General features: G+C 74.0%; 17 protein-coding genes and 1 pseudogene. 15 read left to right on the top strand and 3 right to left on the bottom strand.

Annotation, left to right across the window (positions count from 1 at the left end; all coding sequences use genetic code 11):
* The first annotated feature begins 218 nt into the window (after positions 1-218).
* Positions 219-2,642, top strand: a complete 2,424-nt coding sequence (locus RZ50_RS17015) for a PQQ-binding-like beta-propeller repeat protein (protein WP_217680579.1) — start codon at positions 219-221, stop codon at positions 2,640-2,642.
* A 34-nt stretch (positions 2,643-2,676) separates the two neighbouring features.
* On the opposite strand, the gene galE is transcribed toward RZ50_RS17015, so the two are convergent.
* A complete protein-coding gene (galE, locus tag RZ50_RS17010) occupies positions 2,677-3,663 on the bottom strand; it encodes a UDP-glucose 4-epimerase GalE (protein WP_196949648.1) in 987 nt (328 codons plus the stop codon).
* A 201-nt stretch (positions 3,664-3,864) separates the two neighbouring features.
* Here galE and RZ50_RS17005 point away from each other — a divergent pair, with 201 nt between their 5' ends.
* On the top strand, positions 3,865-5,013 hold the full coding sequence (locus RZ50_RS17005) for a S1C family serine protease (protein WP_374199934.1): 1,149 nt from the start codon (positions 3,865-3,867) through the stop codon (positions 5,011-5,013).
* Positions 5,014-5,086: 73 nt separating this feature from the next.
* Here the strand turns inward: RZ50_RS17005 and RZ50_RS17000 are convergent, their stop codons facing one another.
* Complete coding sequence (locus tag RZ50_RS17000; protein ID WP_254802798.1) at positions 5,087-6,256, bottom strand: sensor domain-containing protein; 1,170 nt, start codon at positions 6,254-6,256, stop codon at positions 5,087-5,089.
* 479 nt (positions 6,257-6,735) lie between these two features.
* Here RZ50_RS17000 and RZ50_RS16995 point away from each other — a divergent pair, with 479 nt between their 5' ends.
* The 12 genes and pseudogenes from RZ50_RS16995 to htpX all read left to right on the top strand — a co-directional run bounded on the left by RZ50_RS16995 (position 6,736) and on the right by htpX (position 17,583).
* Entirely contained in the window at positions 6,736-7,077 is a 342-nt protein-coding gene (locus tag RZ50_RS16995; RefSeq protein ID WP_374199955.1) for an NADH-quinone oxidoreductase subunit A, read from the top strand.
* Positions 7,068-7,706 (top strand): NADH-quinone oxidoreductase subunit B, encoded by a 639-nt coding sequence (locus RZ50_RS16990; RefSeq protein WP_196949645.1) that lies wholly within the window; start codon positions 7,068-7,070, stop codon positions 7,704-7,706. Before RZ50_RS16995 ends, RZ50_RS16990 begins: the two co-directional genes overlap by 10 nt.
* A pseudogene (locus RZ50_RS30145) lies at positions 7,703-8,077 on the top strand (NADH-quinone oxidoreductase subunit C); the annotation flags it as partial. The gene RZ50_RS16990 and the pseudogene RZ50_RS30145, both read left to right, overlap by 4 nt.
* A 350-nt stretch (positions 8,078-8,427) precedes the next feature.
* Complete coding sequence (locus tag RZ50_RS30140) at positions 8,428-8,682, top strand: hypothetical protein (RefSeq protein ID WP_308271670.1); 255 nt, start codon at positions 8,428-8,430, stop codon at positions 8,680-8,682.
* Positions 8,679-9,638, top strand: coding sequence for an NADH-quinone oxidoreductase subunit NuoH (gene nuoH, locus RZ50_RS16980; RefSeq protein WP_374199933.1), 960 nt, complete (start codon positions 8,679-8,681; stop codon positions 9,636-9,638). The genes RZ50_RS30140 and nuoH overlap by 4 nt, the downstream gene beginning before the upstream one ends.
* Positions 9,635-10,201, top strand: a complete 567-nt coding sequence (locus RZ50_RS16975) for an NADH-quinone oxidoreductase subunit I (RefSeq protein ID WP_196951080.1) — start codon at positions 9,635-9,637, stop codon at positions 10,199-10,201. Before nuoH ends, RZ50_RS16975 begins: the two co-directional genes overlap by 4 nt.
* Positions 10,198-10,923, top strand: coding sequence for an NADH-quinone oxidoreductase subunit J (locus tag RZ50_RS16970; protein WP_196951081.1), 726 nt, complete (start codon positions 10,198-10,200; stop codon positions 10,921-10,923). Before RZ50_RS16975 ends, RZ50_RS16970 begins: the two co-directional genes overlap by 4 nt.
* Positions 10,923-11,300 carry an NADH-quinone oxidoreductase subunit NuoK gene (gene nuoK, locus RZ50_RS16965; RefSeq protein WP_196951082.1) on the top strand — a complete coding sequence of 126 codons (378 nt, stop codon included), beginning with the start codon at positions 10,923-10,925 and terminating at the stop codon, positions 11,298-11,300. The genes RZ50_RS16970 and nuoK overlap by 1 nt, the downstream gene beginning before the upstream one ends.
* Complete coding sequence (locus tag RZ50_RS16960; RefSeq protein WP_196951083.1) at positions 11,297-13,327, top strand: NADH-quinone oxidoreductase subunit L; 2,031 nt, start codon at positions 11,297-11,299, stop codon at positions 13,325-13,327. Before nuoK ends, RZ50_RS16960 begins: the two co-directional genes overlap by 4 nt.
* 53 nt (positions 13,328-13,380) lie before the next feature.
* Complete coding sequence (locus RZ50_RS16955; protein ID WP_196951084.1) at positions 13,381-14,961, top strand: NuoM family protein; 1,581 nt, start codon at positions 13,381-13,383, stop codon at positions 14,959-14,961.
* Positions 14,962-15,017: 56 nt separating this feature from the next.
* Positions 15,018-16,556 (top strand): NADH-quinone oxidoreductase subunit N, encoded by a 1,539-nt coding sequence (locus RZ50_RS16950; RefSeq protein WP_196951085.1) that lies wholly within the window; start codon positions 15,018-15,020, stop codon positions 16,554-16,556.
* Between the two features lie 163 nt (positions 16,557-16,719).
* A complete protein-coding gene (gene htpX / locus RZ50_RS16945) occupies positions 16,720-17,583 on the top strand; it encodes a zinc metalloprotease HtpX (RefSeq protein ID WP_196951086.1) in 864 nt (287 codons plus the stop codon).
* An 18-nt stretch (positions 17,584-17,601) separates the two neighbouring features.
* Here the strand turns inward: htpX and RZ50_RS16940 are convergent, their stop codons facing one another.
* Positions 17,602-19,056, bottom strand: coding sequence for a PLP-dependent aminotransferase family protein (locus RZ50_RS16940; RefSeq protein ID WP_196951087.1), 1,455 nt, complete (start codon positions 19,054-19,056; stop codon positions 17,602-17,604).
* On the opposite strand from RZ50_RS16940, the gene RZ50_RS16935 reads away from it, so the two are divergent.
* Positions 19,055-19,963: a DMT family transporter gene (locus RZ50_RS16935; RefSeq protein ID WP_196951088.1), complete on the top strand. Its 909-nt coding sequence runs from the start codon at positions 19,055-19,057 to the stop codon at positions 19,961-19,963. The genes RZ50_RS16940 and RZ50_RS16935 overlap by 2 nt on opposite strands.
* Positions 19,964-20,071 lie beyond the last annotated feature (108 nt).

The raw sequence follows: 20,071 nt of genomic DNA, 5'->3' as shown, positions 1-20,071 counted from the left end.
GTGATGGCCGGAGACCGCCCAGGAAATGGACGGTCCGTCCCATCCCGGGCAAGTCGCAGCCGGAACGGGCGTCAGAATCCGGCCGATCCGTCATGGCTGACCAGCGGCTGTGCGGGAGCCGCCTCAGGATGGGGGAGGTTGGAGATGCGCCGGGCGGCATTGGAGAATCGGGACCGGCACCACGCGGCGGGTGCGGACAACGGGGAGGTGGCAGCGGAGTGGACCAGCTGACGGCGCACGATCCGAGGCGGATCGGGCCCTTCGAGGTGCTGGGGCGGCTCGGCGCGGGCGGGATGGGGCTCGTCTACCTGGCGCGGTCCGCGGCCGGCCGGCGGGTGGCCATCAAGACCGTCCGGGGGGAGCTGGCCGAGGACGAGCTGTTCAGGGTCCGCTTCGCCCGGGAGATCGCGGCCGCCAAGACGGTCGGCGGCTTCTACACCGCGGCCGTGGTGGACGCCGATGCGGACGCCCGGGTGCCCTGGCTGGCCACCGCGTACATCCCGGCGCCGTCGCTGGAGGACCTGGTCGAGGACTGCGGCCCGCTGCCGGTGGACGCCACCCGCTGGCTGGTCGCCGGCATCGCCGAGGCCCTCCAGTCCATCCACGCGGCCGGGCTGGTCCACCGCGACCTCAAGCCCTCCAACGTCCTGGTGGTCGAGGACGGCCCGAAGGTGATCGACTTCGGCATCGCGGCCGGCGTCTCCAGCACCCGGCTGACCATGACCAACGTCGCGGTCGGCACCCCCGCCTACATGTCCCCGGAGCAGGCCCGGGACAGCCGTGCCGTCCGGGGCGCCAGCGACGTCTTCTCGCTCGGCTCGCTGATGATCTTCTGTGCCACCGGGCACCCGCCCTACCGGGGCTCCAACCCGGTCGAGACGGTGTTCCAGCTGCTGCGTGAGGAGCCGGACCTCACCGGCATGCCGCACGAGCTGATGGACCTGGCCCGCGCCTGCATGCAGCAGGCGCCCGAGCGGCGGCCCACCCCCGCGCAGATCCAGGCCGAGCTGGCCCCGCACCTGTTCTCCCGGGACGACGCCTCCGGGGAGGCCGGCGACTGGCTGCCCGCCAACGCGCTGGAGCTGATCGAGCGCAAGCGCGGCCGCCGGCCGAGCGCGCCGCCGCCCCGCCCGTACCCCGGGCAGGCCGAGGCGCAGCAGCCGTCCCACCCGCAGGCGCCGCCGCACCCGCAGGCGCCGCCGCACCCGGTGCCGGACGACCCGCGCACCCACCCCGGCGCGCGGCACGCGCCGCCGCCGGCCGGGCCGGTGCACACCGGGCCGCACCCGGGCCAGGCCCCGGACGGCGAGATCCCGACCGCGAAGATCCCCTCCAAGAACAAGCACCGGGCGCCCTCCGGCGGCGGCTCCGTCGAGGTGCAGCTGTCCGGCGCCTCGGTGCGGATAGGCCCGGGGCCGCGGGCCGAGCACGAGCAGCCCGGCCCGAGCACCGCCCCGGCCGAGACCGACTGGGTCCGCCGGGCCGTCCCGACCCCGACCCCGATTCCGATTCCGGCCCCGGCCCAGGCCCCGCCGCCCCCGGCCAGGGCCGCCCACTGGCGCCCCTGGCGGTTCCGGATGTCCAACGACGTCTGGGGCACCCCGGTGGTCGCCGACGGCACGCTCTTCGTCTCCAGCTTCGAGGTGCACGCGCTGGACATCGCCTCCGGCGAGCGCCGCTACAAGACCCGGGACGTCGCCTGGGCGCTCGCGGTGGACGCCGGCCGGGTGCACGCCGCCGACGGCCCGCACCTGTTCACGGTGGACGTCGCGGACGGCACCGAGCGCTGGCGCACCTCGCTGGACGGCTGGGTCTACTCGCTCTCCGCCGTCGACGGCGTGCTCTGCTGCGGTGTCCGCGGCGGCGGCGTCCAGCTGCGTTCGGCCGTCACCGGCGCCGAGCTGTGGCGCGCCGACGACGCCCAGCAGGACTACGAGAACCCGCAGTCCGGGCCGGTCCTGGTCGCCGGCGCCGCCTACTACTACGGCGCCGGGCGGCTGCGCTGCATCGACCCGCACGGCGCGGGCCTGCGCTGGTCCTTCCCGGTCGGCGAGGACGTGCCCTCGCACCCGGTCGAGCGCGGCGGCGTGCTGTACGTGACGGCCGGCACCCGGGTGTACGCGCTGGACGCGGCCAGCGGGGTCGAGCGCTGGCGCTTCGAGGCCCCCGTGGTGCTGTTCACCCCGCCCGCCCTGGACGCCGACGCGGTCTACGTGGCCGACTACCTGGGCACCGTCTACGCGCTGGACGCGGCCACCGGCCTGGACCGCTGGCGCGGGGTCACCGGCAGCCGCCAGGGCGCCGAGCCGGTGGTGGTCTCGGACGGCATGGCGCTGGTCGGCAGCGGCGAGGTGCTGTACGCCTTCGAGACCGCGACCGGCCGGGAGCGCTGGCGCTACACCGCGCGCGGCGAGATCGTCGGCTCCCCGGCGGTGGCCGACGGACTGGTGCACCTGGGCAGCCGGGACCACTCGCTGCACACCCTGGACCTGGCGAGCGGTCAGCTGCGCTGGGAACTCGGCACCAAGGGCGAGCTCACCGGCTCCCCGGTGGCGGTCGGCGGGCGGGTCTTCGTCGGCTCCAAGGACCGCTGCGTGTACGCGCTGGACGCCTTCTACGGCACGGCGGTGCCCGCCCGCTGAGCGGGGCGGACACCGCCGTGCCGGTGGCGCCGGATCAGGCCCTGCGGGCCCCGGGGTGGCGGGCGCACCAGCCCTCCCACGCGGAGGAGACCATCTCCTTGACGCCGTGGCGGGCGCTCCAGTCCAGCTCGCGGTGGATCAGCTCGGCGGAGGCCACCACCCGGGCCGGGTCGCCGGGGCGGCGCGGGGTCACCTCGGCGGCGGTGTCGTAGCCGGTGACCTCGCCGATCACCGCCAGCATCTCCTTGACGCTGACGCCCTCGCCGCGGCCGATGTTGAGCACCAGCGCGGTTTGGCCGGCCGGGTCGGCAGCCAGCCGCTTGGCGGCCGCCACGTGGGCCGAGGCGATGTCGGAGACATGGATGAAGTCGCGGACGCAGGTGCCGTCGGGGGTCGGGTAGTCGTCGCCGAAGATCCGCGGCGCCTGGCCGGCGGTCAGCCGCTCGAAGACCATCGGGATCAGGTTGAACACCCCGGCGTCGGACAGCTCGGGGGAGGCGGCGCCGGCCACGTTGAAGTAGCGCAGGGCCACGGTCGACATCCCGTGGGCCTTCCCGGCCGCGGCGACCAGCCACTCGCCGGCCAGCTTGGTCTCGCCGTACGGGCTCATCGGGGCGCACGGGGTGGACTCGGTGACCAGGTCGACGTCCGGCATGCCGTAGACGGCGGCGGAGGAGGAGAACAGGAAGCGCTTGACGCCCCCCTCGGCGGCGGCCTCCAGCACGGTCTGCAGGCCGATCATGTTCTCGCGGTAGTACAGGAAGGGCTGTTCGACCGACTCGCCGACCTGCTTCTTGGCGGCGAAGTGCAGGATGCCCTCGATGCCGTGCTCGCGGATCGCGGCGTCCAGGGCGGCGCGGTCCAGGGTGGAGCCCTCGACCAGCGGGACGCCGGCCGGCAGCCGGGAGGCGTCGCCGGTGCTGAGGTCGTCCAGGACGACAACACGCTCTCCGGCATCGAGGAGCTGGCGGACGACGTGCCCGCCGATGTATCCGGCACCGCCGGTGATCAACCAAGTCATGCACCGCATCCTAGGGCGCCTCTTGTGGATCTTCGCCGGGCCCGTGGCGAGACCCACAAGGCGTGCCCTGGGCGTTCGATTCCGTTCACCCATTGGGTGCGAGCCGACTCGGCAATACGGACAAACCGGTGAAATGCTGACAAGGATTTCCGTGCTCTCATGTCCGCGCCCTCGGCGTGGTGACGAATCGGAGGCAGCCAGGTGAGTCGAACGAAGGAACGCAACCGTCCGGTGCCGAGCGGGCCCCGGCCGACCGGACCCAGGGCGGTGCGGCTGCTCGCGCCGGGCGTGGTCGCGGTGCTGACGGCACTGGCGCTGGCCGGGTGCAGCAGCTCCCCCTCGTCCTCGTCCGCCGCCTCGCAGACCGCCGGCAAAGCCCCGCAGGCCTCCCCGGCCCCCTCCCAGCCGGGCGGCGGGAACCAGCTGCAGGACGCGTACCAGAGGGTGATCGCCGACGTGCTGCCCTCCGTGGTGCAGATCACCACCGGCGACAGCCTCGGCTCCGGGATCGTCTACGACGACAAGGGCGACATCGTCACCAACGCCCACGTGGTCGGCACCGCCACCAGCTTCACCGTCACCCTCGCCAACAGCAGCAAGACCCTGGACGCCAGCCTGGTCGGCAGCTACCCGGACAGCGACCTCGCGGTGATCAGGCTCAACAGTGCGCCGAGCGGCCTCAAGCCCGCCGTCTTCGGCGATTCGAGCAAGGTCGAGCTCGGCCAGATCACCCTCGCCATGGGCAGCCCGCTGGGCCTCTCCAGCAGCGTCACCCAGGGCATCGTCTCGGCCACCGCGCGGACCGTCTCCGAGCCCAAGGGCGTCGGCTCGCCGGGCGCCACCATCGGCAACATGGTGCAGACCTCGGCCGCGATCAACCCGGGCAACAGCGGCGGCGCGCTGGTCAACCTGGACAGCCAGGTGATCGGCATCAACACCCTCGCCGCGACCGAGCCGCAGACCAACGGCGCGGCCGCCCCCGGCATCGGCTTCGCGATCCCGGCCTCGACCATCACCAACATTACCGACCAGCTGATCAAGCAGGGCAAGGTCACCAACTCCGGCCGGGCCGCGCTCGGCATCACCGCCCGGACCAGCTTCAACCAGCAGTTCCAGCCGTCCGGCGCGGTCATCGTGGCGGTCAGCCCGGGCGGCGCCGCCGCCTCGGCGGGGCTGCAGCCCGGCGACGTCATCACCAAGATCGGCGACACCCCGGTCGACTCCCTGAACGCGCTCACCACCGCGCTCGCCTCGCTCACCCCGGGCAGCAAGGTCTCCGTCGGCTACGTCCGGGACGGCAACGCCCAGACCGCCGAGGTCACCCTCGGCACGCTGGAGACCGGCTCGTAGTCCCGGTGCGGCGCGCCGGGACCTCGTCCACCGCCTCGGCGGGGTTCCGGCGCCCTGGGGCCTGCCCGGGGGCTCAGCGGCGGGTGGTGCGGGTGCGCCAGGGCAGCTCGACGGTGACGGTGGTCGGGCCGCCCTCAGGGCTTTCCACCAGGAACACCCCGTCCACCGCCCGGATCCGCTCGGCCAGCCCGGCCAGGCCGCTGCCCGGGTACGGGGCCGCGCCGCCCTTCCCGTCGTCCTGGACCAGCACCATCAGCTGGTCGTCCGAGCGCCAGACCTCGACCGAGGCGGTGCGGGCGCCCGCGTGCTTGGAGACGTTGGTCAGCAGCTCGCTGACGGTGAAGTAGGCGATGCCCTCGACCGCCGAGTCCGGGCGCTCGGGCTCGCCGTCCGCCCCGGTCAGGTCGACGTTCACCTTCACCCCGCCCGGGACGGTGCAGCGGGCCGCGACCGCGGACAGCGCCGCGTCCAGGCCGCGGTCGGTCAGCACCGCCGGGTGGATGCCGCGGGCCAGGTCGCGCAGCTCCTGCAGGGCCAGCTTCACCTCGCCGTGCGCGTTGTCGACCATGCGGGTGGCGGCCGCCACGTCGTCCTCCGACTCCACCTCGCGCAGCCGCTCCTTGGCCATGCCGAGGTCCATCGCCAGCGCGACCAGCCGGGCCTGGGCGCCGTCGTGCAGGTCGCGCTCGATCCGGCGCAGGTCGGCGGCGGCGGTGTCGACCACGGTGCCGCGGTCGTCCTCCAGCTCGCGCACCCGCTCGGCCAGGGCGCCCGGGAAGAGCAGCGACTCGACCAGGATCCGGTCGACCGCCGCCAGCCCGCGCACCACCCAGGGCAGCACCGGCCACAGCACGATCACCGAGACCAGCGACAGCGCGAAGCTCAGGATGCCCCAGGGCAGCATCAGCACGTTGTAGAGCGCCGAGCGCCAGTTCAGCAGGTCGGTGAGGTGGGCGATGGTGAAGCCGACCACCCCCGGCCGACGAGGCTTCACCGGCTCCGGCTCGTCGATCGCGGAGCCGTACGCCGAGCGGGCGCGGCGGCGGCCCAGCCCGCCCAGGGCGCGGGAGCCGGCCAGCCCGGCGGCCAGAAGCGGCAGGCCGATCACCGTGACCGACAGGCCCAGGCCGACCGAGAGGGTGGTGATCGCGAGGACGAAGCCGGCGATGCCGAGCGGCAGGTTGAGCATCAGCCGCCCGATCTGGTGCCACATCCGCGCGCCGTACAGCGGCGGGCGCTCCATCCGAGCGTCCTGCTCCTTGATGGCGTCCACGGCGCGGAGGTGCAGCGGCTTCATCGGATCATCCGTCCCTCTTGGTCGAGCTGGCCCACCAAGCTTCCCGAACCGGGGGCGGGGGGTGCCATGGGGGTGATACATCTTCCGGACCGGGGGTTATCCCCACCCCCGGTCCGGCCTCCGGCCCCACCCCCGTTCCGGGCCCCGCTCCGCCCCGTGGACGCCCGCACCGGCGTCCACGGGGCGTCCCGCGGAGCGGGCGGGGTTCGGGCGGAGCGGAGCCGTCCCCTTAGACTCACGCATTGGCCGGGTAAAGGGTCAGGATTAAGACCGTGCGAGGAAAGTCGTAGAACTGACCTGAGGGGAACTTTTCCCGAGGGCGGGCTCGCGGACGAGGTGGAGGCGAAGGCATGGAGGGGCAGCACACGGCTGCCGTCGTGGCCGACCCGGCGGTCGGCGGCGGCTACTTCAACGCGTACGCCGCGATGGGCCTGCTGGCCGTCGTCGGGGTGCTCTTCGTGGCCGTGGCGTTCACCGCCAACCGGCTGCTGCGGCCGGTGGTGTACTCGCCCGAGAAACTCCTCGCCTACGAGTGCGGAGTGGACCCGGTGGGCGAGGACTGGGCGCACACCCAGATCCGCTACTACGTGTACGCCTTCCTGTACGTGATCTTCGCGGTCGACGCGATCTACCTGTTCCCGTGGGCGACGGTCTTCGCCACCGCCGGGTACGGCGCCGGAACGCTGGTCGAGATGTTCCTCTTCATCGGCTTCCTCGCGGTCGGGCTGCTCTACGCCTGGAAGAAGGGCGTTCTGGAATGGACGTGACACACACCCACTCGCACGGCGCGCAGGGCGGCCCCGTCCCGCTCGGCCTGCCCGACCCGGCCCGCCCCGGCGCCGTCGAGCGCCGCGGCATAGGCCCGCTGGCCCGGCTCGCGCCCGATCCGGTCAAGGTCGTGCTCAACTGGGGCCGCCGCTACAGCCTCTGGTGCTTCAACTTCGGCCTGGCCTGCTGCGCGATCGAGTTCATCGCCGCGTCCATGGCCAAGCACGACTTCATCCGGATGGGTGTCATCCCGTTCGCGCCGGGACCCCGTCAGGCGGATCTGATGATCGTCTCCGGGACGGTCACCGACAAGATGGCGCCCGCCGTCAAGCGCCTCTACGAGCAGATGCCGGAGCCGAAGTACGTCATCTCCTTCGGCGCCTGCTCCAACTCGGGCGGCCCGTACTGGGACTCGTACTCGGTGACCAAGGGCGTGGACCAGATCATCCCGGTCGACGTCTACGTGCCCGGCTGCCCGCCCCGGCCCGAGGCGCTGCTCCAGGGCATCCTCAAGCTCCAGGAGAAGATCGCCGCCGAGTCCCTGCCCGGCCGCTACACCGCGCCCGCGGCGGCGCTGCGCCGCCCGCTGGTGGCGGGGCCGGACGCTCCGGAAGGGGGAGCCTCGTGACGTCCGCCGAGCAGTACGCGGCGTCGGTCGGGGAGTGGGCGACCGGCGCCGAGGCGTACGGGCTGATCACCGTCGACGTCCCCGCCGAGCGCTGGATCGAGGCGCTCACCAACGCCCGCGACGTGCTGGGCCTGGGCTTCTTCGACTGGCTGAGCGCCGTCGACGAGCTCGCCGAGGGCTTCTCCGTGGTCGCGCACCTGGCCGCCGCCGAGGCGCCGGGCGTGCGGCACCTCGCGCTGCGCACCCGGGTGCCGCGCGAGGGGGCCGCGCTGCCGACCGCCGTGGCCGTGTACGCGGGGGCGGCCTGGCACGAGCGCGAGACGCACGAGATGTTCGGCATCGACTTCCCCGGGCACCCGTACCTGGCCACCCTGCTGCTGCCGGACGGCTTCGAGGGGCACCCGCTGCGCAAGGAGTTCGTGCTCGCGGCCCGGGTCGCCAAGGCCTGGCCCGGCGCCAAGGAGCCGGGCGAGTCGGACCACGGCGACGGGCCGGCCCGTCGCAAGATGCAGCCGGCCGGTGTGCCGGACCCGAACGAGTGGGGGCCGCTCAAGGGCACCCTGCCGCCGGTCGCCGAGCGGCCCGCGCGCGGTGCGCGGGGTCGGTGTCGGAGGGGTCGGCGAGCCAGGCGGGTGCCGAGGCTCCTGCGGCCGCTCCCGCCGCTCCCGCCGCCGAGGGTGCTCCGCCGGTGCGGGCGGACCGGCCGCGGCGGACGCGGTCGGTGTCCGAGGGCTCGGTCAGCCAGACGGCCGACGAACCCGCGGCCAAGCCCGCCGACGAACCCGCTGCCGAGCCCGCCCCCGAGCCCGCCGCCCCCGCGCGGCCCCGGCCCGCCGACGCGCCCCGGTCCGCCGACGCTCCCTGGCACAACCCGGTGCCCGCCCACGAGGAGGAGCCGCCGTCGGGCGGCGAACCGGGGGAGAAGAAGGACGAGACCTCGGCCGGAGCGGCCGACCAGGACGGAGACGGCACGTGAACCTGCTCGACACGGTGCTCCGCTGCGTCGCCACCCTCGTCGTCTTCCTGGTCTTCCCGCTGGTCATCGGCCAGACCGAGCACAAGGTCATGGCGCACATGCAGGGCCGGCTCGGCCCGATGTACGCGGGCGGCTTCCACGGCTGGGCACAGCTCGTCGCGGACGGCGTGAAGTTCGCGCAGAAGGAGGACATCGTCCCCGCCGGGGCGGACCGCCGGATCTTCCAGCTGGCGCCCGCCGTCTCGCTGCTGCCGTACCTGTTCGTGCTGCTGGCGATCCCGGTCGGCCCGGACGGCTTCGTCGGCCAGGCGATCGACGCCGGGCTGTTCTTCGTGCTGGCCGTGATGGGCGTCGGCGTGATCGGCAAGCTGATGGCCGGCTGGGCCTCGGCGAACAAGTTCTCGCTGCTCGGCGCCCTGCGCACGGCCGCGCAGCTGATGTCGTACGAGCTGCCGATGGTGCTGGCGGCGGCCTCGGTGGCGATGGCCGCCGGGACGCTGTCGCTGCCCGCGATCGTGGACTCCTGGCAGTGGTACTGGCTGCCGTGGCAGCTCATCGGCGCGTTCGTGTTCTTCACGGCCGGTCTCGCCGAGCTCCAGCGGCCGCCGTTCGACATGCCGGTCGCCGACTCGGAGATCATCTTCGGCGCGTACACCGAGTACACCGGGCTGCGCTTCGCGTTCTTCCTGCTGTCCGAGTACGCGGGCATCCTGGTGGTGTCGGCGCTGACCGCGGTGCTCTTCCTGGGCGGCTGGCACGGACCGATGTCGGACCAGCTCGGCTGGCTCTGGATGATCCTCAAGACCTTCGCGCTGGCCTTCGTGGTCATCTGGCTGCGGGTCACCTACCCGCGCCTGCGCGAGGACCAGCTGATGCGCTTCGCGTGGACGGGGCTGATTCCGCTCGCGCTGGTCCAGCTGGCCCTCACCGGCATCATCAAGGTGGCGATCGCATGAGTTTTCCCGGTGTCGGCCTGGCCAAGGGGCTGGCCGTGACGCTGCGGACGATGACGAGGAAGAGCGTCACCGCGCAGTACCCCGACGTGCAGCCGGTGCTGCCGCCGCGTTCGCGCGGCGTCATCGCGCTGCTGGAGGAGAACTGCACGGTGTGCATGCTCTGCGCGCGCGAGTGCCCGGACTGGTGCATCTACATCGACTCCCACAAGGAGACGCTGCCGGCCGCCGAGCCGAACGCGCGGGCCCGTACCCGCAACGTGCTGGACCGGTTCGCCATCGACTTCTCGCTCTGCATGTACTGCGGGATCTGCATCGAGGTGTGCCCCTTCGACGCGCTGTTCTGGTCGCCGGAGTTCGAGTACGCGGAGACGGACATCCACGAGCTGACCCACGAGCGGGAGAAGCTCCGCGAGTGGATGTGGACCGTCCCGGCGCCGCCGGCGCTGGACCCGGCGGCCGAGGAGCCCAAGGAGATCGCCACCGCGCGCAAGGCGGCGGACAAGCTGGCCGCGGCGGCCGCCGCTGCCGCTGCCGCCTCCGAGGAGAAGGGCGACGACGCATGAGTTCCGCTGCCACGCTTCTCGCGGCGACCGGTTCGTTGGAGCCGGCCGCCCGTTCGTTCCTGTCCCCGACCGGGCAGGAGATCGTCTTCCTGCTGGTCGGCATCGCGGTGCTCGGCTCGGCCGTGGTCTCGGTGACCACCAGGCAGCTGGTGCACGCCGCGCTCTGGCTGGTGGTCGCGCTCGGTGGGCTGGCGGTGGAGTTCCTGCTGCTCACGGCCGAGTTCATCGCCTGGGTGCAGGTGCTGATCTACCTCGGTTCGGTGGTCGTCCTGGTCCTGTTCGGGCTGATGCTCACCAAGGCGCCGATCGGGCGCTCGCCGGACGCCGACTCCAAGAACCGCTGGGTCGCCGTGGTCGTGGCGCTGGCCTCGGCCGGGACGCTGGTGACGCTGGTGGTCGACGCCTTCCGGACGTCCTGGATCGACCTCGGCGCGGGCGGCGGCTCGGCCTCCGTCACCGGGGCCAGCCTGTTCCGGCACTGGGTGCTGCCCTTCGAGGCGCTGTCCGTGCTGCTGCTGGCGGCGCTGGTCGGCGCGATCGTGCTGTCGCGTGGGTCCAAGGGGCGGGTGCCCGCGCCCCGGGCGGGCAAGCTTCGCGCCGGTAAGCCGGTCGGTTCGAACGGGACCGTCGCCGCGACCGCGCCGAAGCCCGCTGCCCCTGCTACGCCCGCTGCCCCTGCTACGCCCGCTGCCCCCGCTGCTTCCGCGCCGGAGGAGAGCTGATGCACCTCGCCTACCCCGTCGTCCTCGCCGCGCTGCTGTTCAGCGTCGGCGTGTACGGCGTGCTCGCCCGGCGCAACGCCGTCCTGGTGCTGATGTCCGTCGAGCTGATGCTCAACGCCGTCAACCTCAACCTGGTCGCCTTCGACGCCTGGCTGCGCGACTCGCTGCACGCCGGGCAGGCGCTCACCCTGTTCACCATCACCGTCGCCGCCGCCGAGGTCGGGCTGGGCCTCGCCATCGTCCTGCTGCTGTTCCGGGCCCGGGGCACCGCGGACATCGACCGGGCCACCGCGCTCGGCGACCCGGCCGAGGCGCTCGCCACCGTCGAGGAGGCGCCGGCCGGAGCCGACGCGCTGAAGGGTCAGGACGCCGCATGAACCTCGCCCTGCCCGCCCTCGTCCCCGCGCTTCCCGCGCTCGGCGCCGCCGCGACCCTGGCCGTCGGCAGGAAGTCGCCGGGTCTGGCCCGGCCGCTGGCGATCGTTCCGGTCGCCGCCGCGGCCGTGCTCGCCCTGGTGGTCGCCCTCCAGCTCGGCACCGGCCAGACCCTGGACGCCGCCACCCGGCTCACCCCGACCGGCGGCCCGGACGTCGCGCTCGCGATCCACCTGGACGGCTTCAGCTCGCTGATCTCCGTGCTGGTCGGCCTGGTCGCCACCTGTGTGCAGGTCTACTCGACCGCGTACCTCAAGGAGGACCCGCGCTACCCCTCGTACGCGGCGCTGGTCTCGCTGTTCACCGCGGCGATGTTCCTGGTGGTCTACTCGGGCGACCTGATCGTGCTGCTGGTCGGCTGGGAGGTCATGGGCGTCTGCTCGTACTTCCTGATCGGCCACCACTGGGAGACCGCGGACGCCCGCTCGGCCTCGCTCAAGGCCTTCCTGGTCACCAAGCTCGGCGACGTGCCGTTCCTGTTCGGGATCTTCCTGCTCGGCGCGGACGCCCACAGCTTCCGGATCCCGGACGTGCTGGCGGCCGCGGGCGAGGGCAAGCTCGGACACCCGACGCTGATCGCGCTGCTGCTGCTCGCCGGGGTCGCCGGCAAGAGCGCGCAGTTCCCGCTGCACACCTGGCTCCCGGACGCGATGGCCGGTCCGACGCCGGTCTCCGCGCTGATCCACGCCGCCACCATGGTCGCGGCCGGCATCTACCTGGTCGCCCGGCTGCTGCCGGTGTTCCTGCTGTCGGGCGCGGCGCTGGTCGTGCTCGCGGTGATGGCCGCCGTGACGATGATCGGCTCGGCGCTGTGCGCGCTCGCCCAGGACGACCTCAAGCGGGTGCTCGCGTACTCCACCGTCGGCCAGCTCGGCTACATGGCCGGTGCGCTGGCCAGCGGCGACCGCCAGGCCTCGGTGTTCCACCTGGTCAGCCACGGCGCGTTCAAGGCGCTGCTGTTCCTCGCCGCCGGTGTGGTCATCCACGCCGCGCACACCAACTCGATCTCCGCGATGTCCCGGATCCCGGGGCTGCGCAAGCGGGTGCCGGACGCCTACTGGACGATGGGCATCGCGCTCGTCGCCCTGGTCGGGCTGCCGCCGTTCTCCGGCTTCTTCAGCAAGGAGGCGGTGCTGTCCGCCGCCGAGCACGCGGCCAACGGCGAGGCGCTCACCAACGGGCTCGGCCCCGCCTCGGCGGTGCCGGTGGCCGCCGGGTGGATCGTGCTGATCTCGGCCGCGCTCACCGCGCTGCTCACCGCCGCGTACGCGACCAGGCTGTTCCTGGTCGCTTTCCACGGCCCGGCCGGTGCGGCCGCGGCCGTGGGGCCGCCGACCGAGCACGAGGCCGACGCGCCGTACTCGCCCGAGCTGGACGAGGCGGACCCGGCCACCGCCGAGCCGTCCGCGATGCGCTGGCCGCTCTGGGTGCTGGCCGTTCCGACCATGGGCTTCGGCATCGCCGGGCTGCGCTCGGACTGGCTGCCCGCGCTGCTGGACGGCGGCTCGCTGCGTCCCTCCCCCGTCACCGCGGTGATCGGCACCGGGCTCGCCGTGGTCGGCGCGCTCGCCGCGTACGGCGCCTGGCGCTCGGCGACCGCGCGGCTGGGCACCGGCCGTACGGCCCCGGCCGCCGCCGGGCGCGTGCCCGGGCAGGCCGGAGCGCCGGCCGCCGAGGTGATCGTCGCCGATCCCGGGCGCACCCTGCTGGGCCCGCTGTTCGGCCCGGCCCGGCACGGCTTCGGTGTCGACCGGCTGTACCACCTCCTGTTCGTCCGCCCGGTGGCCGCCGCCGCCCGGCTGGTCCGCTTCCTCGACCGCGAGGTCGTCGAGGGCTACGTGCAGGGCAGCGGGATCGGTGCCAACCTGCTCGGCCGGGCCGTCCGGCTCGCGCAGACCGGCAACGCGCAGACCTACCTCAGCGCCCTGCTCGCCGGGGTCGTCCTGCTCGTCGTCCTGGTGGCGGTGTAGCCGGTGCCGCAGTCCTCCACCCCCCGTTCGCTCACCGTTGCTGGGAGCCCCCGATGAACGCAGTCCTCATCGCACTCCTGGTGCTGCCGCTGCTCGGCGCCGCGCTCACCCTGGCACCGGTCTTCGGACCGGACCGGGCCGTGGCCGGCCGACGGGCGCTGCGGCTGAACTCCGTCGTCACCGGCGCGGTGTTCCTGCTCACCGTCGCCCTCGCGGCCGGCTTCGACCACGACGAACCCGCCCGGATGCAGGCCACCACCGACGTGTCCTGGATCCCGGCCCTGAACGTGCGCCTCCACCTCGGCGTGGACGGCGTCTCGCTGCCGTTGATCGTGCTGACCGCGCTGCTCACCTTCCTCTGCGCGCTGTACTCGGAGAAGCGGCTGCCGGACGGGGAGGCCCGGGGCGGAGCCCCTGACGAGCACAGCCCCTCGCCGCAGGCCTTCGTCGGGCTGTTCCTCCTGCTGGAGGTCGGCATGCTCGCCACCTTCGCGGTGCTGGACCTCCTGCTCTTCTTCCTGGCCTTCGAGATCGTGCTGATCCCGATGTACTTCCTGATCGCCCGCTGGGGGAGCGGCGCCAAGGCCCCGGCCGCCAACCGGTTCATCCTCTACACGCTGCTCGGCTCGGCCGTGATGCTGCTCGGCTTCCTGCTGATCGGCAGCGAGGCCGGCACCTTCGACATGCAGGCGCTGGCCGCCGCGCACGGCAACGGCCTGAGCCACACCACCCAGGTGATCGCCGCGCTGGCGATCATGGTCGGGCTCGCGGTCAAGGCCCCCGCCTGGCCGCTGCACAGCTGGCTCCCCGACGCGCACACCGCCGCCCCGACGGTGGGCTCGGTGCTGCTCGCCGGCGTGCTGCTGAAGATGGGTACGTACGGTCTGGTCCGCGTCCTCCTCCCGATCGTGCCGGACGGCACCGCGACGTTCGCCCCCTACCTGGGCGCCTTCGCCGCCGTCGGCATCGTCTACGGCTCACTGGCCTGCCTGGCGCTGGCCCGCCCCGGATCCAAGGGCGACCTCAAGCGCCTGATCGCGTACTCCTCCGTCGGCCACATGGGCTTCGTGCTGCTCGGCATCGCCTCCCTCACCCCGGTGGGCGTCAACGGCGCGCTGTTCGCCAACATCGCCCACGGTCTGATCACCGGTCTGCTGTTCTTCCTGGTCGGCGCCCTCAAGGACCGCTACGGCACGGCGGACCTCGACACCCTCTCCGGCGCCACCGGCGCCGCCCTGTACGGCCGGGCGCCCCGGATCGGCGCGCTGCTCGCCTTCGCCGCCGTCGCCAGCCTCGGCCTGCCCGGCCTGGCCGGCTTCTGGGGCGAGCTGCTCGCCATGTTCGGCGCCTTCGACCCGGCCGACGGCCTGTCGCGCCCCGCCTTCGTCACCTACATGGTCCTGGCCGGCCTCGGCACCCTCCTCACCGCCGCGTACCTGCTGATCGTGGTCAAGCGCGTCTGCATGGGCGACCCCCGGCAGCCCGCGCCGGTGGCCGAAGTGGCCGACCTGCGCCCGTACGAGGCCGTCAGCTGGACGCCGCTGGCCGCGCTCACCCTCGTCGCCGGCCTCTGGCCCGCGCTCCTGCTCGGCCTCTCCGACCCCGCCGTCAAGCACCTCCTCGGGGGTGGCTGAACGTGCTCGCAGCCCACACCGCCGCACTCGGACCTCACTCCACGGGGCAGCACACTGTGACCTCCCTCGCCGTAGCCAACCCGGGCAGCCTGATCCAGTCCGTGGACTGGGTGGCGATCGCGCCCCCGCTGATCGCCGCCGTGGCCGCCCTCGCCGTGCTGGTCACCGACCTGTTCCTGCCCGAGCGGCACAAGCGGTGGCTCGGCCGCCTCACCGTGGCCGGACTCGCCCTCGCCCTCATCGCTCTCCTTCCCCTCACCGACGGCTCACCCCGAGCGACCTTCTGTGTTCGGAACGTAGCAGGGGGCACTGACAGCGGTGGCTGCTCCTACGTCGCCGACCACTTCGCCCTGGTGTTCCAGCTGCTCGCCCTCGGCGGCGCGCTGATCGCGGCGCTGCTGTCGATGCACACGGTCGACGACGAGAGGCTGCCCCGCGGCGAGTACTGGTTCCTGCTGCTCTCCAGCGCCACCGGCGCCGCCCTTCTGCCCGCCTCCCGGGACCTCGCCACCATGGTGATCGCCCTGGAGGTCGCCTCGCTGCCCGCCTTCGCCCTGGTCGCGCTGCGCAGGGACGGCCGGGGTGCGGAGGCCGCGCTCAAGTTCTTCGTCTCCTCGGTCACCGCGACGGCCGTGATGCTGCTCGGCGTCGGCTTCGTCTACGCGGCGAGCGGCAGCCTGCACCTGGGCGCCGTCGCCGAAGGCCTGGAGCACGCGCCCGGCCAGCTCAAGCCGCTCGCCGAGGCGGGGGCCGTGCTGACCCTGGTCGGCTTCGCGTTCAAGGTCGCCGCCGTCCCGTTCCACTTCTGGGTGCCCGACACCTACACCGGCGCCCCGCTGCCGGTGGCCGGCTACCTCTCGGTGGTCGGCAAGGCGGCCGGCCTGTCCGGCCTCGCGCTCGCCACCACCGTCGCGTTCCGCCCGTACGCGCACACCTGGGGCCTGGCGCTCGCGGTGCTGGCCGCCCTCACCATGACCGTCGGCAACGTCGGCGCGCTGCGGCAGCGCTTCGACACCCGGTACAGCGCGGTGCGGCTGCTCGCCTGGTCCTCGGTCGGCCAGGCCGGGTACCTGCTGGTGCCGCTCGCCGCGGCCGGCTACGCGCCCACCGGGACCGACCCGCTCGGCGCGACGGCCGCGTACGCGCTGATCTACGGCGTGGTGAACCTCGGCGCCTTCGGGGTGGTCGCCGCCGTCGGCCGCCGGGCCGGGGCCAGCGTGGACGACTTCCGCGGCCTGTTCGCCCGCAACCGCTGGACGGCGCTCGCGCTGGCCTTCTTCCTGCTCTGCCTGGCCGGGCTGCCGCCGGGCGTGGTCGGCCTGTTCGGCAAGGTCGTGGTGTTCCGCGCGGCGGTGGACGCCGGGCTGGGCTGGCTGGCCGTGGTGATGGCCGTCAACGTGGTCGTCGCCCTGTACTACTACCTGCTGTGGACGGCCCGGCTGTTCGCCCCCGCGGAGCGGCCGGCCCCGGCCGACGCCGAGCGACGGCTGCCGGCCGGTCTGACCGCCACGCTGGGGCTCACCGCCTCGGCGGCGGTGGTGCTCTCGGTCGCCCCGCAGCTGGTCCTCCAGGTGGCCGGCGGCAGCCTGTTCTGAGGCGTCGGAAGGCCCCCGGCCCGGGGGCCTTCCGACGGCCGGCCGGGGCCCGGACGGGTGTCACGTCGGTCACAAGGGAACAAGCTCCCGGGCCCCACCCGTTGACCGGGCAAGAGGGACGAGGCAGAAAGGGCTTCCCCACCGCACCACTGGAGGGCCTGACGTGCACAGTCGGCACAACGGACTGAGGACCGCCGTCCTGCTCGGAGGCCTCTCGGCGCTGATCATGGTGATCGGCAGCTTCTTCGGCCGGACCGGCTTCGTGATCGCCCTGCTGGTCGCCCTCGGGACCAACGCCTACGCGTACTGGAACAGCGACAAGCTGGCGCTGCGGGCCATGCGGGCCCGGCCGGTCAGCGAGTTCGAGGCACCCGGGCTGTACCGGATCGTGCGCGAGCTCTCCACCTCGGCCCGCCAGCCGATGCCCCGCCTCTACATCTCCCCGACCCCGGCCCCGAACGCCTTCGCCACCGGCCGCAACCCGCGCAACGCGGCGGTCTGCTGCACCGAGGGCATCCTGCAGATCCTGGACGAACGCGAGCTGCGGGGCGTGCTCGGGCATGAGCTGAGCCACGTCTACAACCGGGACATCCTGATCTCCTCGGTCGCCGGGGCGCTCGCCTCGGTGGTGATGTTCCTGGTGAACTTCGCCTGGCTGATCCCGTTCGGCCGGGACGAGGACGACGACGGGCCGGGGCTGTTCGGGACGCTCGCCATCATGATCCTCGGGCCGATCGCCGCCGGACTGATCCAGATGGCGGTCAGCCGCTCCCGGGAGTACCAGGCCGACGCCGACGGCGCCCGGATCACCGGCGACCCGCTGGCGCTGGCCAGCGCCCTGCGCAAGCTCGACGCGGGCACCCGCCAGCTGCCGCTCCCGCCGGAGCCGCAGTTGCAGACGGCGAGCCACATGATGATCGCCAGCCCGTTCCGCCCGGGCGAGGCGGGTGCGCGGCTGTTCTCGACCCACCCGCCGATGGCGGAGCGGATCGCCCGGCTGGAGCGGATGGCCGGGTACCAGCGGTAGGAGCCGCCCGCGTGGGTCCTACGGCGCGACCTCCCGGTACGCCGCCCGCAACCGGTGGATGCCCTCCACCACCTGGGCGGGGCTCTCGGCGGCGGCGTAGCTGAGGCGCAGGTGCGGGGCCGGGGGCTCGGCGGCGTGGTACGGACGGCCGGGGGAGACCTGGACGCCGGCGCGCAGGGCCGCGGCGGTGAGGACGCCGTCGTCGACGCCGTCGGGGAAGCGCAGCCACAGGTGGTAGCCGCCGGGCCGGTGGGTGTCCAGCACGCCCGGCAGCTCGCGGTGCAGGGCGGCGACGGCGGCGGTGCGGCGGTCGCGCAGTTCGGCGCCGAGGCTGCGCAGGTGGCGGGCCCAGCCGGGATCGGAGACCAGCTCCAGCGTCGCCTCCTGGAGCGGCCGGGGCACGAAGAAGCTGTCCACCACCTGGGTCGCCCGCAGCCGGGCGAGCGCCGGGCCGCGCGCGGTGAGCGCCCCGACCCGCAGGTTGGGGGAGGCGGCCTTGGTCAGCGAGCGCAGGTGCACCACGACCCCGTCCTGGTCGTCGGCCGCGAGCGGGCGCGGCAGCGCCGGGGCGTCCGCGTGGACCAGCAGCCGGGCGAAGTCGTCCTCGACCACGAAGGCCCCGGCCGCCCGGGCGATCCGCAGCACCTCGGCCCGCCGCGCGGGCGGGAGCACCGCGCCGGTCGGGTTCTGGAACAGCGGCTGGCAGACGAACACCCGCGCCCTGGTGGCCTCGAAGGCCTCGGCCAGCAGCTCGGTGCGCACGCCGTCGGCGTCGACCGGGACGGGGACCGGCCGCAGTCCGGCCGCCCGGATCACCGCGAGGATGCCCGCGTACGTCGGCGACTCGACCAGCACCGGCGAGCCGGGCGCGGCCAGCGCCCGCATCGCGACGGTGAGCCCGCCCTGCCCGCCCGAGGTGATCAGGACGTCCCCGGCGCCGATCGGCCCGGCGTGGCCGCCGATGTCGCGGGCGAACCAGCCGCGCAGCTCGGTGAGGCCGTCGGTGGGCGGGCGGTCCCAGGCGCCCGGGCGGCGTCCGGCCCGGGCGAGGGCGCCCGCGAGCAGCCGTTCGGGCAGCAGTGAGGCGTGCGGGTAGCCGCTGTTGAGGTCGACGACGTCCGGCGGGGGCACCCGGAGGGTGGCGAACACCGGGGCGGCCAGCAGGTCGCGCGGGCCGTGGTCGGCGCTGAGCGCGACCTCCTGCCAGGAGAGGTCGCCGGGCCGGGCGGCCGGCGCGGCCGAGCCGGCCGGGGCCGCGGCGAAGGGCGCCGTCCGGAACACCCCCGCGCCCGGGCGGGAGACCACCAGCCCCTCGGCCACCAGCACCGCGATGGCCCGGGTGACCGTCGCCGGGCTGACCTGGTGGCGGTCCATCAGGGCCCGGCTGGAGGGGAGCTTCCGTCCTTCCGGATAGCGCTCGACCTCCTGGCGCAGGCTGTCGGTGAGTTTGGCCAGACTGCTACGCTCATTCATGACGGCACACGATAGCGCTACCCTGCCCCCGGCGATAGCACCTCGGCGCGGCACCACCTCCGGTACCGCCCTCGCCGCCCTCGGGGTGGCCTCCTTCTCGCTCAGCTTCCCCGCCACCGCGTGGTCCCTGACCGGCTTCGGCCCGTGGACCTCGACCGGGCTGCGCGGCGCCCTGTCCGGGGTGCTGGCCGCGCTCTACCTGCTGGCCTCCGCCGCCCCGCTGCCGAAGCGGCGGCACTGGCCCGGTCTGCTGGTGGTCTCCGGCGGCTGCGTGCTGGGCTTCCCGCTGCTGACCACGCTCGCCCTGCGGACCTCCTCGACCGCCCACTCGGCGGTGGTGATCGGCGTCCTGCCGCTGGCCACCGCGGTGGTCGCGGCGCTGCGCACCGGCCGTCGGCCGTCCCGGGCCTTCTGGGCGGCGGCGCTGGCGGGGGCGGCGGCCGTGCTCGGCTTCACCCTGCTGCAGAGCCACGGCCGGCCGACCGCCGCGGACCTCCTCCTGTTCGTCGGCGTGGCGATCTGCGCGGCCGGCTACGCGGAGGGCGGGCGGCTGTCCCGGGACCTCCCGGGCGCCCAGGTGATCGCCTGGGCGGTGCTGGCCGCGCTGCCCGTCATGGTGCTGACCTCCGCGTTCGGGCTGGCCACCGAGCCGGTGCGGCTCGGGGCGAAGGCGCTGGTCGGGCTGGCGTACATCGCGGCGGTCTCGCAGTTCGGCGGGTTCGTGCTCTGGTACCGGGGGATGGCCGAGATCGGCGTGCCGAGGGCCAGCCAGCTCCAGCTCGCCCAGCCGCTGCTGACGCTGGTCTGGTCGGTGCTGCTGATGGGCGAGCACCTGCCGGCGGCCGCGCCGGTCACCGCGGTGGTGGTGCTGGTCTGCATCGCGGTGACCCAGCGGGCCCGGAGCTGACGGCTACGCGGCGTCCGGTACGGCCGGGCGTCCTTGCCTCGTACGCCCCCGAACCCTCGTGCCGGGCCGTTCGGTGCGGGGGGCCGGCTCGCTAGGATGATGCCGCGC

It is taken from the genome of Kitasatospora sp. SUK 42 (genome assembly GCF_015776785.2).
Taxonomy (GTDB): Bacteria; Actinomycetota; Actinomycetes; order Streptomycetales; family Streptomycetaceae; genus Kitasatospora.
The sequence above is the reverse complement of the archived record's forward strand: the minus strand, read 5'-3'. Positions and strand labels throughout refer to the sequence as shown.